Source organism: Devosia salina, assembly GCF_019504385.1.
Lineage (GTDB): Bacteria > Pseudomonadota > Alphaproteobacteria > Rhizobiales > Devosiaceae > Devosia > Devosia salina.
In genome coordinates this window covers 1105055-1121095 of the sequence record NZ_CP080590.1, presented here as the reverse complement: position 1 = coordinate 1121095, position 16041 = coordinate 1105055, and the positions used below count along the sequence as shown (strand labels likewise).

Here is a 16041-nt window from a genome sequence, read left to right as displayed (position 1 = left end):
AGATTTTACCTTGAGAGCCATTCGTCTGCGTCGGCGACAGAAGCAGTGCCATATTGGCCAATCCGGCGCAATAAAATTGCGCGTCACAATGTAATTGCCCGCGCAACACTAACTTAACCCTGTCCGCGGGCGCCGCGCCACCGCTTTTGCCGCAGCGGACATCCTCGCCAGCCGCATGGGTCATGCAGGCGGCCCCCGTTTCACGCCCTGTTAACTACGCGCCGCCTAAGGTTTCGCCGTGAGCGTCGCGAGCGCGTTTTTGTTCGCATCATTGAGTAACGAGTAACACTTCCATGCCGGTTCCCGACGCCGATCCCCGTGCCCGCTCCGGGCGTGACGGCAAGCGATCAGCACAGAAAACCGTGCTCGAGGCCCGCCAGCGGCTGACCTCCAGCTCTGGCACGCGTGCGGATTTCGACTTCGAACTGATGCACGACTATGCCGATGCCCGCATCGGCGCGGCGCTGCCCATGGCCGCCATCGTGGGCATTCTGGCTATCGTTGCGAGCTTCTGGGTACCGATCACGGTCGCCGCGCTCTGGGCCGGACTGGTCATCGCGACCCTCTTGGTGGTGGTGCTGACGGCCCGCCGCTTCAAGACGGTCGATCCCTCAAAATTCAACGCCGCGCGCTGGACAACCAGCTTCGTGGCCGCCGAAAGCGTTGGTGGCCTGGCCCTATCGCTGCTGGCCTTGTTCACCCTGGTGACCGATCCAGAGGCCCTGGCGCCGGTGATGTTCGCTATGGTGCTGGTCAGCGTGGCGGCCAACGCCGTTGCAACCCATACCTTGCCGCCGGCCACGCTGATGAGCACGCTGCCGGTGACCACCACCGTGTCCATTTCGCTGATCGCCCTGGGCGGCACGCTCAGCTACACGCTGGCCGCCGTCGCGGTTTGCGGGGAAATCTTCTTCCTCTATCTCGCCCGCCAGCTGCACGCTTCTGAGCTGGAAACCATCACGCACCAGGCGGAGAAGGACACGCTGATCTACGAGCTGGAAGAAGCGCGCACCATGTCGGACGAAGCGCGCCGCCATGCCGAACAGGCCAATATTGCCAAGAGCCAGTTCCTGGCCACCATGAGCCACGAACTGCGCACCCCGCTCAATGCCATCATCGGCTTTTCCGAGGTGCTGAAATCGGAGCTGCTGGGCCCGCACCACGTCGCGCAATACAAGGAATATGCGGGCGACATCCATGCCAGCGGGCAGCATCTGCTCAACCTGATCAACGAATTGCTCGACCTCAGCCGGATCGAAGCGGGCAAGTACGAGCTCAACGAAGAGGCCGTGTCGCTGGTTGATATCGCCGCCGACTGCCGCCGGATGATGGAGTTGCGCGCCAAATCCAAGGGCATCGAGCTGGTGTTCAGCGTCGGCGATAACCTGCCCAAGCTGTGGGGCGACGAGCGCGCCATCCGCCAGGTGGTACTGAACCTGCTCAGCAACGCGATCAAGTTCACGCCGCAGCAGGGCAAGGTCGTACTCGTGGTGCAACGCAGCGGCGATGGCGGGCAGATGATTTCGGTCAAGGACAATGGCCCCGGTATTCCGGAAAACGAGATCGAGACAGTGTTGTCCTCGTTCGGCCAGGGCTCGCTGGCGCAGAAGACCGCGGAACAGGGCGCGGGGCTGGGCCTGCCGATCGTCCAGAAGATCATGGACCTGCATCAGGGCCGGTTCGACCTGTTCTCCAAGCTGCGCTTCGGCACCGAAGTCATCGCCACCTTCCCCCGCGCCCGGGTGATGGACGCGCTGGCACCCGTCGTCGAGCGCCGGAACAGGCTGGAAATCTATTCGGAAGCCGGCTGAGCAGTGGCAACGCCTTGCGGCCGCCGAAATTTGGCCGCTTTCCCCGCAAGGATCGTCGGCCTGGAGTGCCCATGACCAAGCGAGCCTTACTTGTCCTGATTGCGGCCCTGCTGGCGCCTGTGAGCCTGCCTGTCCTGACTTACGGCCAGGACGAGGAGCCGCCGGAAGCCACGGCGCCGAGCAATGACGCCGCCGCGTTCGACACCAGCTACTGGCCCTCACCCTCGGTATCGGCGCGGCTGCAACGCGAATTTCTCGATCGGGTGCGCTGGTCGGCGGGCATGGCAGCGCGCGACAGCCTGGCAGCGGCCTTTGCGGAGAAGTCGCCAGTGGATACCTGGCTCGAGCTGGTGGCACCGGACGGGCTGGAGGCCAATAATGTCGCCGATGCGCTGACCGCCTATTGGGTGCTCAACTGGGTGGCCGCCAATGGCGCTTATGACGCCAAGGTCGACAATGCGCCGATCCAGCGGCAATTGCGGGCCGCCTTCGCCAATGACCCCAATTTCATCAAGCTCAGCGACCAGCAGCGCCAGGAACTGGCGGAGGGATATATCCTCGAATTCCTGGTGGAACACGCGGCGCTCAACAGGGCGGTCGGCCAAGGCGATACCGCCACGCTGCAACAGCTGGCGGCCTCGGCCGTTGCCCGGTTTCGGCAGAAGATGAAGGTCGACCTGCTGTCGGTGGAGCCGGGACCGGACGGTTTTGTCGGCAAACCGCCTAGCGCCGATTAAGACGACTTGCCGCTGACGGCGGCACTCTCGAAGGTCGCCATGTTGTCGTGCAGGTGGAGGGCGGTCTTGGCCATGACGGCTGCAAGGGCCGCGCCACTGCCCTCGCCCAGCCGCATGCCGAGATCGAGCAGGCCCGTCTGCCCCACCTTTTCGAGCGCCCTGGCATGGGCACTCTCGGCTGAGACGTGCGCAAACAGGCAGTGATTGATGGCAGCCGGGTTGACGGCATGGGCAATGGCGGCAGCGGTGGTGGCGACATAGCCATCGACAATGACCGGCACCTTCTGGTGCCGGGCGGCGACCAGTGCGCCCAGCATGGCGCAGATTTCACGGCCGCCCAGCCGGGCCAGAATTTCCAGCGGGTGGTTGAGCTGGCCGGCATGGTGCGCCAGAGCCCGATCCACCGCCTCGGCCTTGCGCTTGAGCCCAGCATCGTCGACGCCGGTGCCGCGGCCGACCCAGTCGGCGCCGGTGCCACCATAGAGCGCGGCATTGATGGCGGCGGCAATGGTGGTGTTGCCGATGCCCATCTCGCCCAGGCAGATGAGGTCCGGCTTGCCGGCAACCGCTTCCATGCCATAGGCGATGGTGGCCGCGCACATCTGGTCGTCCAGCGCCGGCTCGACGGTGATGTCGCCGGTCGGCAGTTCGAGGGCAAGTTCGAAGACGCGCAGATTGATTTCGTGCAGCGCGCAAATCTGCGAAATGGCAGCGCCGCCATTGGTGAAGTTGGCGACCATCTGCGCGGTCACCTCGCGCGGGAAGCTCGAGACGCCCTGATCGGTGACGCCGTGATTGCCGGCAAAGATGGTCACCATGGGATTGTCGAGGCGCGGCCGGGCACGATGCTGCCAGCGCGCCAGGAACTCCACCAGCTCTTCGAGCCTGCCCAGGGACCCGGGCGGCTTGGTCAATTGTGCATCGCGCTCGCGCACGGCCGCCACGGCCTTTTCATCCCCTTCGGGCACGGCCACGAGCAGGTCGACGATGTCGGAAAAGGCGGAATTGAGTGGCATGGCAGGTCCGGCGCAATGTGTTAGGAAGGCGGGGTCTTGTTGCCCATTACGGAGCGAAAAGCAATTGACGGACGGGGCACCGGAGACCGGCACAGGGGACCATATCGACGCCGACAGCCGCGAGGCCTATCGGCCGGACCCGGTACGCGGCGGGCTCGGGCTCAAGGACGATCTGGTGATGGCGCTGCGCTTCTTTTCGCGCCTGCCCACCGGCGACTCGCCGCATGAGCAGCCCGATCTGGGGCGCATTGCCATGGCCCTGCCGTTTGCTTCGGTGGTGATGGGCATTGGGCCGATTCTGCTGCTCGGCGGCGTCTGGCTCGGCCTGCCCGGCTATTTTGCTTCCGCCCTTGCCGTCGGTGCAATGGTGCTGATCGGCGGCGGCATGATGGAAGATTCGCTGGCAGACGCCGCAGATGGCCTGTTCGGTGGGGCCACGCGTGAGCGCCGACTGGAAATTCTCAAGGATAGCCGCCATGGCACTTATGGCGTGGCGGCGCTTTGCCTGTTCCTGGTGTTGCGGGTGACGGCCATTGGCAGCGTCGCCACCATCAACCCGCTGGCGGCAGCGGGATTGTGGCTTGCGGCCAATATTGCCGGCCGATCCGGTGCGCTCTGGGTCGCCGTGGCGCTCCCGCCCGCCCGGGCCGATGGTGCCTCGGCAAGCGCGGGTGCCCTGCCCCTCTCGCGCTTTGCCATCGGCGCGGCACTGGCTGCATTGCTGGTCTTCGTGATCGGCGCGCCCGCATCGAGCCTCATGGGCGTTATCCTGGCGGTGGTGGTGGTGGCGCTCGTGGCGCTGGGCTGGACGGGGCTTTGCCGACGCCTGGTGGGAGGTCAGACCGGAGATCTGATCGGGGCTGCTGCGGGACTGGGCGAGGTCGCGGCGCTGGCCGTGCTGCTGGTCTTTGCCTGAACGGGCGTCCTCTCGCCTTGAAATCGCCGCGCCGACACCCATTATCGAAGAGGCGTGGACAGGAAGGGCAAGCACAGCATGATCTTTATCGGCATTGCCCTGGTCATCGCTGCCGGCCTCGTCCTGATGATCAGCGCCGATGCGGGCAGCCTGATCGGCCTCACGCAGATGCAGACCGCCCAATTGGTGCCGCTCGTGGTCTTGCTGGTGATCTTTGCCGGCGGCCTGTTTACCCGGCGCCATCGCGCCTCTGAACTGGTGGGCGGTGTGCTGCTCTGGGGTGGGCTGTTTGGCGTGGCCATGGTGACCTATGCCTATCGCGACGAATTGCTGGGGGTCATGGGACGAGTGGCAGGCGAGCTGCAACCCGGCGTGGCGCTGGTCGATGCCAATGCGGGCACGGCCACCTTCCGCCGCGGCATGAGCGGGCATTTCGAGGTCAATGCCACGATCAATGGGCATACGACCCCGATGGTCTTCGATACTGGCGCCAGCGCCGTGGTGCTGACAATTGACGACGCCATTGCGGCGGGGGTCAATGTCGAGGGGCTGCGTTACGTCGTGCCGGTGTCGACCGCCAATGGCCAGGGAATGGCGGCGCGAACGCGGCTCGACAGCATCGAGGTGGGCGGCATCGTGCGGCGCAACCTGACGGCCTTCGTTACCCAGGACGGCGCGCTGGACACCAGCCTTCTGGGCATGACTTTCCTTGAAACGCTCAGCCGCTACAGCGTCACGCAGAATTCCCTGGAACTGGTCGATTAGCCGGCGTCGGCCAGGGCCCGGTCTTCCACCACCGCCAGAGCGCGCATGAACACCTCGGGCCCGGCGCCCGGGCGGCAGGCATCGACACTCATGATCTGGCGGAACTGGCGCGCGCCGGGGCGGCCATTGGCAAGGCCGAGCATATGGCGCGCGATGGCGTTGAGCCTTGTGCCCTGGCCGCGCTGGGTCTCGGCGTAATCGGCCATGGTGCCCATGATGCCGGCCAGATCCGGTATGGTGCGGGTGTCGCCAAAGAAGCGGGCGTCCACTTCGGCGAGCAGCAGGGGATTGTGGTAGGCGGCGCGGCCCAGCATGACGCCATCCATGTGCTCAAGGTGTCCGGCCGCCTGGTCCAGCGTGTCGATACCGCCATTGATCATGGTGGGCAATGGCGCCAGCCTGGCGCCCAGCCGATAGACGCGCGGATAATCGAGCGGCGGAATGGTGCGGTTTTCCTTGGGGCTCAAGCCCTGCAGCCAGGCCTTGCGGGCATGCAGATAGAGCGCCGCGACGCCGGCCGCGACCATGGCATCGGCAAAGCGGTCGAGGCTCTGCTCGGTGTCCTGATCGTCAATGCCGATGCGGCATTTGACTGTCACCGGCCGGTCGGTCGCATCGCGCATGGCGCGGACGCATTCGGCCACCAGCTCCGGCTCGGCCATCAGGCAGGCGCCGAAGCGCCCGGACTGCACCCGGTCGGAGGGGCAGCCGACATTGAGGTTGATCTCGTCATAGCCGAAGGTTTCGGCAATCCGGCAGGCCTCTGCCAGTTCCGCCGGGTCCGAGCCGCCCAATTGCAGCGCTACCGGATGCTCGACGGCGTCGAAACGCAGGTGTCGCTCGGCGTCGCCATGGACGATGGCGCCGGAATTGACCATTTCGGTGAAGAGCAGGCTTTGGCGCGTCAGCAGGCGATGGAGGAAGCGGCAATGCCGGTCCGTCCAGTCCATCATGGGGGCCACGGAGAAGCGGCGGGCGCGCTCCAGCGGTGTGGCAATGTCCGGTTTCGCCTGCAGCAAGGGGCGCGGTGCTCCGTCGTTCGCGTCAGATCCAGCGGCGCGTCCTGGCCGTGTAGTCCAGATAGGTTTGCCCGAAGGCGCGCTCAAGGCGGCGTTCCTCTACCGGAATGACCAGGCGGTCAAGTGCCAGCCACGTGAATGGCAGCACTATCATGCCCCAATCGAGGCTGGCCGCGATCATGATTCCGGCCACCAGCAACAGAATACCGCAATAGAAGGGATTGCGAGACCAGCGGAAGACGCCGTCCGTCACCAGCGCCGCGGGTGCATCGTTGGGCCGCGTGGAGGTGCCGCTGCCCGCCAGGGCCCGGGCCGCCGCAACCTCGAGTGCCAGGCCGGCGATTGCCGGAACCAAGGCAATGGGAACCAGCGGTCCCCACCATGCCGCCGGCGGCAAGATGGGCAGGGGCAGCACCGCCTCAAGCAGGACTGCGACGGCAAGTGCGAGAACCACATAGCCATCGGGCGGGATCGGCATGGTTTCGTATCGAGGTGCCCTAGTCATCGCCCCGAGATAGGACGCCTCGTGCCCATGATCAACCAGTCTGATCTGGATCAAAGCGCGGTGCGATGCATTGTTCTAGGGTGCAAGTACAATCAAGGGGCAAAGGAGTTCGCCATGTATTCCAATATTGTCTGCGCAGTCGACGGTTCGGAATTGAGCACGAAGGCGCTCCGGCATGCGCTGGGGCTTGCGGCCAAGACCGGCGGCAAGGTGACGGCGGTGACCGTGACGGAGCCGTCCATCGTGCTGGCACCGGGGGCGGAAATCATGATGGTCGATACCAGCTCGATCATTGCTGACCTGGAGAAGGCCAAGGCCGAGTCGGCCAAGGGCATCCTGGCCGATGCAGAGGCCGCCGCGAAGACGGCCGGGGCATCCGTGACAGGCATTCATATTGCCAACAGCCCGGCGGCAGAGGGAATTTTGCAGGCCGCCAAGGAGATCAAGGCAGACCTGGTGGTGATGGGATCGCATGGCCGGCGCGGCCTTGGGCGGCTGCTGCTCGGCAGCCAGGCGGCCGAGGTGCTGGCGCATACCGACCTGCCGGTGCTGATCGTCAAATAGCAACTAACATGTCAGTGGTGGCGCGGCGGGGTGAAATGGGCTAAAGGCCGTCAGACCTCACCTCTCCGGGCCGGCCATGACCAATTCCGCACCGCAAACCGTCGCTGTCATCGATATCGGCAAGACCAATGCCAAGGTGGTGCTGATCGACAGCGTGACACGCGCGCAGCTGGCGGCCGAAGGCACGCCCAACAGCGTCCTCGCCGACGGCCCCTATCCCCATGCCGATGTGGAGCGTCTGTGGCAGTTCATTTGTGGCTGCCTGCGCCGCTTCCACGCTGCCCATGGCATCGGGGGGATTTCAATCACCACCCATGGGGCCACCGGCGCCCTGCTCGCCGGGGATGCGCTGGCGCTGCCGGTGCTCGACTATGAATTCGATGGCCCTGAGGAAACCGGCGCGACCTATGGCCGGGTGCGTCCGGAATTTGCCGAGACGCTGTCGCCGCGCCTGCCGAACGGGCTCAACTGGGGTGCGCAGCTCTTCTGGCAATCGCAGCGGTTCCCCGAAGCGTTCGGCCGGGTCACGGCAATCGTGCCCTATCCACAATATTGGGCGTGGCGGCTGACGGGCCAGCTTGCCAGCGAGGTCACCTCGCTGGGCTGCCATACCGACCTCTGGGCGCCGGACCGGGCGGACTTTTCAAGCATGGTGGATGCGCTGGGATGGCGGAGCCTGTTCCCGCCCGTGCGCCCCGCCGCCTCGGTCATCGGAACATTGCTGCCCGCAGTCGCGGCGGAAACCGGCCTGCCCGCCAGCACGCCGGTGACCTGTGGCATCCACGATTCCAATGCGTCGCTGCTGCCCCATCTTGGGCGGCACGAGGCGCCGTTCACCATCGTTTCGACCGGCACCTGGACCATCCTGATGACAGTGGGGGGTGATACCGGGGCACTCGACCCCAAGCGCGACAGCCTCGCCAATGTCGACGCCTTCGGCCGCCCGGTGCCGACCGCCCGGTTCATGGGTGGACGCGAATTCGACACCCTGGTGCCGGTTATCGCCGAGCCTGGCCCGGCCGATATCGCGCATGTCATCGCCCAGGACGTGCAGGTATTGCCCAGCTTCGCGCCGGGCGTCGGCCCGTTCGGCGACCGCGACGGGCGATGGACAATTGATCCGGGGACGCTGAGCGCCGCCCAGCGGACCGCTGCGGCCTCGCTCTACCTGGCGCTGGTGGCCCGGGCCTGCCTCGACCTCTGCGGGCTGGGCCACAGCATCACGCTCGAGGGGCCGCTGGCACGCAATCGCCTGTTCGGCGCGGCGCTGGCACGGCTGTCCGGCGTCCCGGTGCTGGCCTCGGGCGACGCAACCGGAACCAGCCTGGGGGCCAGCCTGTTGTTCGGGGGACGCTTGCCGGAAACCGACGGCAGCCATGCAATTGCGCCCCTGCAAGTGGACGGGTTCGATGCCTATGTTGACAGGTGGCAGGCGAGGGTAAGCGAGCGATAGGGTCACCCGGCCAGACGGGCCTCGCAGCAGCAAGGAGACCGCCATGGCACAAGGCAGACACCGCGTCGTCATCGTTGGAGGCGGCTTTGGCGGGCTGGCGGCGGCAAAGGCTCTCAAAAGCGCCGATGTCGACATCACCCTGATCGACCGCAGCAATCATCACCTGTTCCAGCCCCTGCTCTACCAGGTGGCGACGGCGGCGCTCAGCCCTTCGGAGATCGCATGGCCCATTCGCCATGTGCTGCGACGTCAGGACAATGTGCGGGTGCTGATGGCCGAAGTGGTGGGTGTGGACGCCGAACAGAGTGCGGTGCTGCTCCAGGACGGCAGTCGCCAACCATATGACAGCCTGGTGCTGGCGACCGGTGCGCAGCACGCCTATTTTGGTCACGACGAATGGGAGGCGTTCGCGCCCGGCCTCAAGACCGTGGACGATGCCACCGCCATCCGCCGGCAGCTGCTGCTGGCGCTGGAGGCGGCGGAGCGGGAGACCGAGCCGGAGCGGCGCAAGGCCCTCCTGACCTTCGCGATCATCGGTGGTGGCCCGACAGGCGTGGAGATGGCCGGGGCCATCATCGAACTGGGACGCGCCAGCACGCGCGGCCAGTTCCACACCATTGCGCCGGGACAATTGCGGGTGGTGCTGATCGAGGGTGGCGACCGGCTGCTCGGCAATTTCCGCAAGGAACTGTCGGACTACACGCTGAAGTCGCTTCGTGACCTGGGCGTCGAGGTCGAGCTGGGGCAGATGGTGAGCGGCATTGATGCGGATGGTGTCAGCTTCGGCGACAAGCGCCTTGAGACGCACACCGTCATCTGGGCGGCCGGCGTGGCCGCCTCCCCCGTGGCGCGCTGGCTGGGCATCGAGGGTGACAAGGCCGGCCGTGTCAGGGTGGAACCCGACCTGTCCGTGGCCGGTCATCCCAATATCTTCGTGATCGGCGACGTGGCCAGCATCACCCAGGACAATGGCAAGCCAGTTCCGGGTGTTGCGCCCGCCGCCAAGCAGCAGGGCCGGCACGTGGCCCAGGTCATCCGGCGCCGCCTCGCGGGAGAGACGGCGCCCCTGCCCTTCCGTTACCATCACGACGGGGACCTTGCCACCATCGGCAAGAGCGCGGCGGTGATCGACTTCGGCTGGATCACGCTCAAAGGCCGGCTGGCCTGGTGGATATGGGGCATTGCCCATATCTATTTCCTGGTGGAGACACGGACCCGCATCTTCATCACTCTGAGCTGGCTCTGGATCTATCTGACGGGCCAGCGTGGCGCCCGGCTGATCACCCATGGGCGCCCCCCGGAGCGCCATATGCCCGAGCGGAAGGGCCAGGATCAGCGCTCCGCGACCACCACGGTCACCGGCTTGGACAGCGCGCGCTCGCGCAGCCAGATATAGAGGCCCGAGCCGATGACGATCGGCGCGCCGACATAGAGCCAGACATCGGGCGGCTGCCGGAAGATCAGCCAGCTTGCCGCGGACATGAAGAAGATCTGGAAGTAGGAGAATGGCGCCAGCACCGTTGCCGGGGCGAGGCTGGACGCGATGGTGATCAGCTGGTGCCCGAGGAAACCGAACAGGCCCACGGCAAAGAAGGCCACCCAGCCATCGACCGTTGCCGGCAGCGACCAGAAGAAGGGCACAACCGGCAAGAGAAAGACGGTGGCGAAGATGCCCACATAGAACTGGCTGGTGGCGGCGCTGTCATAGCTGGCAACCTTGCGGGTCAACAGCATGTAGAAGGCGGTGCTGAGCGCGGCGGCCAGGCAGAGAAAGGTCGCGGGATGGAAGGCGTCTGTGCCCGGGCGCACGATCACCAGCACGCCGATGAAACCAACACCGATGGCACTCCAGCGGCGCCAGCCCACCTGCTCGCCCAGGAGCGGCACCGACAGAGCGCAGATCAGCAGCGGCACGGTGAAGGCGATGGAGCCGGTCACGGTCAGGGGCAGAAATTGCACGGCAAGGAAATTGCACCCTGTTGCGCCCAGCAGGGCCAGCGCCCGGAAGACCTGCAACCTGGGATTGGCCGAGCGCAGCATGGTGCGGCCATGGCGCGGCAAATGAATGGTGGCCACCAGAACCAGATGGATCGCGTAGCGCAGGAACACGATCTGAACAAAGGAAATGCCGACCAGGCCCAGCCATTTGGCCGAAGAATCGATGCCGGTGAACATCAGATAGGCGGATAGAGCCAGGCCGATGCCGAGCAGGCGGCTCTCGGCCGGCGGGGAATATGGTCCAGACATTGCGATTTCCAGGGGCCGCGCGGGAGTAGCAGCCGGGCGCAAGGCTGGACAAGACCGCTTCGCATGTCAATCGCAGGACGGCAAATTCTTGTATGGAAGAAGGCCGGTGGCGGCACGGTCCCTCACCCGGAGGCCGGGTGAAGGATGCGTTTGCGCATGGGGTAATTCCCGTTCTGATTGAATCAGAACGGGAGCTCTATCTCTTTGTTTTGTCACGCTTTCGAACCGCAAAAGTGGTGTCCACTTTTGCTGAAAGCGCTCTAGAAGGTTTCGGCCAGATGGCTGAGCCTGAGCGAGCCGGACAGATCCGAAGCGGTCACTGTTGCGCCATGGCGCGGGTGGAACAGCAGCTCCACCGGGCGCCCCGGGAGCAGGGTCAGCGCGTTGTCGCTGAAATAGCCCGGAACATCGACGCTGGCCGTGGCAAAGAAGGCCGGCTTGTCGGTTTCCAGGGTCAGCACGGCCTTGCCATCCCGATCGGACCAGCTGGCGCTTATGTTGGCGCCGACCAGCTCATAGGCCTTGTAGGGTTTGGGGAAATAGTCGTTTTCACCCAGCACCTCACCGCGCGCATCCTTCCAGACGAAATAGAGGAATTCGTCCTCGGCAAGCCCTGCGAACGGAATGTCGGCGATGGTGATTGCCGCGTCGGGGCCGACAGCGGAATTGCCGGAGAAGACAACGCGGCTTTCGCCGGTCACCTTCACCGCCAGGACTTCCAGGGCGATCGATACCGGCCTTCCCGTGTCATTGATCGCCCGCAGCGCGATCTGATCGGGCAATTGGCCTTCGACAGGCGTGCCGCGCGAATTGGTCTGCACGGTCGTGATTTGCGGCACGGCAACAACATTGACGAGGTTGAAGAAGCGCCGCGCCATGTAGTGCATCAGTTTCCACTGCCCGCCATAGTCCAGGCTCGACCAGCTTGCCACCGGCCAGATGTCATTGATCTGCCAGTAGAGCGTGCCCATGCATCGGGGTTTGGTCGAGCGCCAGTATTCGATGGCGGTCTTGATGGCGAGCCCCTGCTGGATCTGGGACAGGAACACCATGTTCTCGAAATCGCGCGGGAAACGGAAATAGCGCGTCATGGTTTCAAGGATGCGCGCATTGCCGCCGGCATTGCGCTGGTGGTTTTCCATGACGGGCGAGGACGGATTGCGGTCCTTTTGCTCGGCAAAGGTCTCGACGACATTCATCGAGGTGAAGGACTGGAAGCCGAATTCGGAGGCAAAGCGCGGATTGACCGTGCGGTAGGCCTCAAAGCTCTTGGCCGAGTGCCAGACGTCCCAATAGTGCAGATCGCCCCGGGTGTCGGAATGCCAGCCATCGGAGAAGTCCATATAGCCCAGAGAGGGCGAGGACGGCCAGAAGCGGCGGGCGGGGTCCTCGTCCTCGACGATGCGATGCAGCAGCGAATTGAGGCGGTCGTAATTGGCAATGTAGCGGCCCATATCGGCCTTGGTCTCGGGATACCAGTTGAGCGAACCGATGACCTCGTTGTCGCCGCACCAGAGGGCGATGGAGGCGTGGTGGCTGAGCCGGCGCACCTGCTGGGTGACCTCGGTCTCGACGCTTTTGAGGAATGTGCGGTCGGACGGGTAGCTCATGCAGGCGAACATGAAGTCGTGCCAGATGAGGATGCCGAGTTCGTCGCACAGGTCGTAGAACCAGTCCGGCTCGTATTGCCCGCCACCCCATATGCGCAACATGTTCATGTTGGCTGCCTTGGCGCTTTCGAGCAGGTCACGGACGACGGCCGGCGTGGCGCGACTGGGGATGGCGTCGGCCGGAATCCAGTTGGCGCCCATCATGGTGATGTCGCGGCCATTGATGCGACACTTGAAGGAATGGTCGATCTCGTCCTTCTCGACCACCCACTGCAGAGCGCGCAGGCCGATCTTGCGGGTCGTGACTTCGCCTTCGAGATTGGTGACCAGCTCATAGAGCGGCTGCTCACCCTGCCCGGCCGGCCACCAGATGCGTGGGTTCTGGATGGTGATGTTGTGGGTGAAGACATTCTCGCCCTTCGCCACCACCAGCTTGTCGGTAATCACCTGGCCGTCGATGCTGTGTTCAAGTTCCACTTCACCATGCGCGAAGGCAAAAAGCCGAGTCTTTATCAAGAGTTCGACCGAGTTCTGGCCATGGGCCTGGTCGACCTGCACGCTTTCCTGCCGCGCCAGGCGCGACTTGCGGAGGCTCATGGTGCCATAGACACCGATCGGCATCAGGCAGATGCCCCAATCCCATCCCGCATGGCACGCGGCCTTGCGGATGAAGTTCATGTGGATGCCCTTCAAGCCGTTGGTCTGGTAGTTCTTGGTGAAGGGGATCGGGAACGGATGCGCGTCGGCGCGCGCCTTGGCGACGTCCGGTGCAATGCCGAACTCGATGCGGAGCGTGTTCTCGCCTTCATGCACCTTGCCGGTGACGTCGATATCGTTGCGGACAAAGCTGTTGTCGGTGCGCGCAACTTCTTCGCCATTGAGGAAGATGGTGGCGATGCAGTCCACTTCCGCCAGGGTCAGTGTCAGATAGCCGTCAATATCGGAGGCCGATGCAGCAAAACGGCGCTCGAGCGTCCAGGCGGTCTCATTGACCCACATGACCACCTTTTCGTTTTCACCGAAATAGGGGTCCGGGATCAGGTCCGCAGCCAGGAGCGCATGATGCACGTCGCCGGGCAGCATGATGGTCGTGGATATGTCGCGTGCCGGCGCGGCAAGCGTGAATTCTCCGCCCAGAGCGAGGGCAGAATTGTGGGCAGCGATCGGCATGACAAGTTCCTCCGGGTCGGCAGCAGCCGACACGAAATGGCCAATAGCAGTCTCCGCAATCGATTTCAATGCAACGTTACAACGCATTTTGCCGACATCCCGACGCGGTCGCCGAGCGGGCCGAGGGCACCCCGCCGCCATTGACGAAACCGCGCCGAAACCGCACGTTCCGAAAACGTTTTTTCCACTAAATTAGGATTTGCCCGGATAGCCTTGCGGAATGGGGGGCCCGTACCATGTCTGCATTCCAGCGCATCGCTGAGATTTTTTCCAAGCCTCCCGACGCGCCGGACCTGGCCGTGGCGCAATGGCGCGCCTTGAGCCGGCAGGTTCCGCTGATGTACGCGATGCTGGTGGCGAACACGATCATCGTGGCCTGGACCCATTACGCGGTCGCCCCGGTGACACTCACCGTCTACCTGCCCGCCGCCCTGGTCCTTCTCAGCATAGTGCGCGCCTATATGTGGTTGCGGTCGCGCCAGCGCATTCTGAGCATCGCCAAGGCGCGGGCCAATCTGCGCGCGATGATCTTTGTGGGTGCAGCACTGGCGCTGGGCTTCACCAGCTGGAGCTTCAGCCTGTTCCCCTATGGCGATGCCTATCTGCAGTCGCAGATCGCCTTCTATATGGGCATCACCACCATTGGCTGCATGTTCTGCCTGATGCATGTGCGGGCTGCCGCGCTGGCCGTTGGCATCTGCGTGCTGGGACCATTCACCGCGTTTTTTGTCGCTTCGGGCCAGGAGACGCTGATTGCCATTGCGATCAACATGGTGGTGGTCATTGCCGTCCTGCTGATCATTCTCCTGGCCAATAATCGGGATTTTGCCGATCTGGTCGCCTCGCGCAATGCCATGGCGCATCGCCAGTCCGAGACGCAGCGGCTGCTGGACGAAAACCACCGCCTTGCCAATATGGACAGCACCACCGGCCTGCCGAACCGGCGCAGCTTCGACCGCCGTCTTGCCGTGGCGCTGCAGGATGCCGAGGCCACCGGCCGGACCATTGCCGTGGCCCGTATCGATCTGGATCGCTTCAAGTCGATCAACGAGATTTTCGGGCAGCTGGCGGGTGACCGGGTGCTGCTTGAGGCGGCACGCCGTATCGACGCGCTGCGCCGGCCCGATACATTCGTCGCGCGCCTCGACAGCAATGCGTTTGGCTTGATCCTGCAGGGTCCGGTGGACGAGCAGACGCTGAGCCATGCAGGGGAAGTGCTGTGCGGGGCGATGCGCCTGTCCTTTGACCAGCCCGAGGGCGCCATCCGCCTTTCGGCCTCGGCGGGCTTTGCCGCTTCGCGCCCCAACGAAACCGCACACAGCCTTTTCGACCGGGCGGATTATGCGACCTCGGTGGCCAAGCGCGAAGCGCGCGGCAGGGCCGTGATCTTCTCCGAGCGGCACGCGCGCGAGATCAGCCAGGTGCGCCGCATGGAGCACCAGTTGCACGCGGCCAATCTGGAAGACGAGATCTATGTGCTGCTGCAGCCGCAGTTCGACGTTTCGCTTGGAGAGACCACCGGCTTTGAAGTTCTGGCCCGCTGGCGCAGTCCGGTTCTGGGAGAGGTTTCCCCGGCCGACTTCATCCCCATGGCGGAACGCACTGGCCAGATCAACCGCATCACCCAGACGGTGCTCCGCAAGGCGCTTGCGGCCAGCGTCCACCTGCCGAAAGGCATCCGACTCTCGGTGAACCTGTCCGCCAACGACATCGGCTCGACCACGGCCATCGAACAGATCGTGGCGCTGTTCGGGGCCAACAGATCGCCCTGCCGGATCGATTTCGAGATTACCGAAACGGCGGTGATGCGCGACCTCAAGCAGGCCAACCAGTCGCTGCTGATCCTGCTGGGGCTGGGCGCCCGCATCGCCCTCGACGATTTCGGCACGGGCCATTCCAGCCTCACCCATGTGCAGAAACTGCCGCTGCACCGGATCAAGATCGACCGCAGTTTCGTGGCCGAGGTGACCAATGACCCAGCCAGCCGGGCCATCGTCAAGACCATGATCGACCTGTGCCGGAACCTGGGCATTTCCTGCGTTTTCGAGGGGATCGAGACGGAGGAGCAATTGCACGCCCTGGTGGCGCTCGGTGGCACGGTCATGCAGGGCTATCTGTTCGGCCGCCCCATGGCGCTCGACCAGATCGACGGCTATCTCACGCGCGAACGCGGGCTGCGGCACCTCGAAGGCCGGGCCGCGAGCTGATGGCGTGAGGGGCGGGATTTG

13 protein-coding genes are annotated in these 16041 nt (G+C 64.6%); 8 read left to right on the top strand and 5 right to left on the bottom strand.

Annotation, left to right across the window (positions count from 1 at the left end; translation table 11 throughout):
- Positions 1-293 precede the first annotated feature (293 nt).
- Together K1X15_RS05310 and K1X15_RS05305 are read left to right on the top strand one after the other, a co-directional pair.
- Positions 294-1811, top strand: a complete 1518-nt coding sequence (locus tag K1X15_RS05310) for a sensor histidine kinase (RefSeq protein ID WP_220306468.1) — start codon at positions 294-296, stop codon at positions 1809-1811.
- 71 nt (positions 1812-1882) lie between these two features.
- Positions 1883-2548: a DUF6683 family protein gene (locus K1X15_RS05305; protein ID WP_220306467.1), complete on the top strand. Its 666-nt coding sequence runs from the start codon at positions 1883-1885 to the stop codon at positions 2546-2548.
- On the opposite strand, the gene cobT is transcribed toward K1X15_RS05305, so the two are convergent.
- Positions 2545-3564 (bottom strand): nicotinate-nucleotide--dimethylbenzimidazole phosphoribosyltransferase, encoded by a 1020-nt coding sequence (gene cobT, locus K1X15_RS05300; protein WP_220306466.1) that lies wholly within the window; start codon positions 3562-3564, stop codon positions 2545-2547. The two genes, K1X15_RS05305 and cobT, sit on opposite strands and share 4 nt — an antisense overlap.
- Positions 3565-3628: 64 nt before the next feature.
- Here cobT and K1X15_RS05295 point away from each other — a divergent pair, with 64 nt between their 5' ends.
- A complete protein-coding gene (locus K1X15_RS05295) occupies positions 3629-4480 on the top strand; it encodes an adenosylcobinamide-GDP ribazoletransferase (RefSeq protein ID WP_220306465.1) in 852 nt (283 codons plus the stop codon).
- 78 nt (positions 4481-4558) lie between these two features.
- Positions 4559-5245, top strand: coding sequence for a retropepsin-like aspartic protease family protein (locus tag K1X15_RS05290; RefSeq protein ID WP_220306464.1), 687 nt, complete (start codon positions 4559-4561; stop codon positions 5243-5245).
- Here the strand turns inward: K1X15_RS05290 and dusA are convergent.
- Both dusA and K1X15_RS05280 read right to left on the bottom strand, forming a co-directional pair.
- The gene (gene dusA, locus K1X15_RS05285; RefSeq protein WP_276315311.1) at positions 5242-6264 is read right to left on the bottom strand and encodes a tRNA dihydrouridine(20/20a) synthase DusA; all 1023 of its coding nucleotides are present in this window, start codon (positions 6262-6264) and stop codon (positions 5242-5244) included. The genes K1X15_RS05290 and dusA overlap by 4 nt on opposite strands.
- Before the next feature lie 25 nt (positions 6265-6289).
- A complete protein-coding gene (locus tag K1X15_RS05280; protein WP_220306463.1) occupies positions 6290-6742 on the bottom strand; it encodes a methyltransferase family protein in 453 nt (150 codons plus the stop codon).
- A gap of 54 nt (positions 6743-6796) precedes the next feature.
- Between K1X15_RS05280 and K1X15_RS05275 the strand changes: the two genes are divergently transcribed.
- The 3 genes from K1X15_RS05275 to K1X15_RS05265 all read left to right on the top strand — a co-directional run bounded on the left by K1X15_RS05275 (position 6797) and on the right by K1X15_RS05265 (position 10182).
- Positions 6797-7333 (top strand): universal stress protein, encoded by a 537-nt coding sequence (locus tag K1X15_RS05275; RefSeq protein WP_240549736.1) that lies wholly within the window; start codon positions 6797-6799, stop codon positions 7331-7333.
- A gap of 76 nt (positions 7334-7409) precedes the next feature.
- Positions 7410-8786, top strand: coding sequence for an FGGY-family carbohydrate kinase (locus tag K1X15_RS05270; RefSeq protein WP_220306461.1), 1377 nt, complete (start codon positions 7410-7412; stop codon positions 8784-8786).
- Positions 8787-8829: 43 nt separating this feature from the next.
- Positions 8830-10182, top strand: coding sequence for an NAD(P)/FAD-dependent oxidoreductase (locus K1X15_RS05265; RefSeq protein WP_220306460.1), 1353 nt, complete (start codon positions 8830-8832; stop codon positions 10180-10182).
- Here K1X15_RS05265 and K1X15_RS05260 read toward each other — a convergent pair.
- Together K1X15_RS05260 and K1X15_RS05255 are read right to left on the bottom strand one after the other, a co-directional pair.
- Entirely contained in the window at positions 10119-11033 is a 915-nt protein-coding gene (locus K1X15_RS05260) for a DMT family transporter (RefSeq protein WP_220306459.1), read from the bottom strand. The genes K1X15_RS05265 and K1X15_RS05260 overlap by 64 nt on opposite strands.
- 260 nt (positions 11034-11293) lie before the next feature.
- A complete protein-coding gene (locus K1X15_RS05255) occupies positions 11294-13813 on the bottom strand; it encodes a beta-mannosidase (protein ID WP_220306458.1) in 2520 nt (839 codons plus the stop codon).
- 236 nt (positions 13814-14049) lie between these two features.
- Here K1X15_RS05255 and K1X15_RS05250 point away from each other — a divergent pair, with 236 nt between their 5' ends.
- Entirely contained in the window at positions 14050-16020 is a 1971-nt protein-coding gene (locus K1X15_RS05250; RefSeq protein WP_220306457.1) for a putative bifunctional diguanylate cyclase/phosphodiesterase, read from the top strand.
- Positions 16021-16041 lie beyond the last annotated feature (21 nt).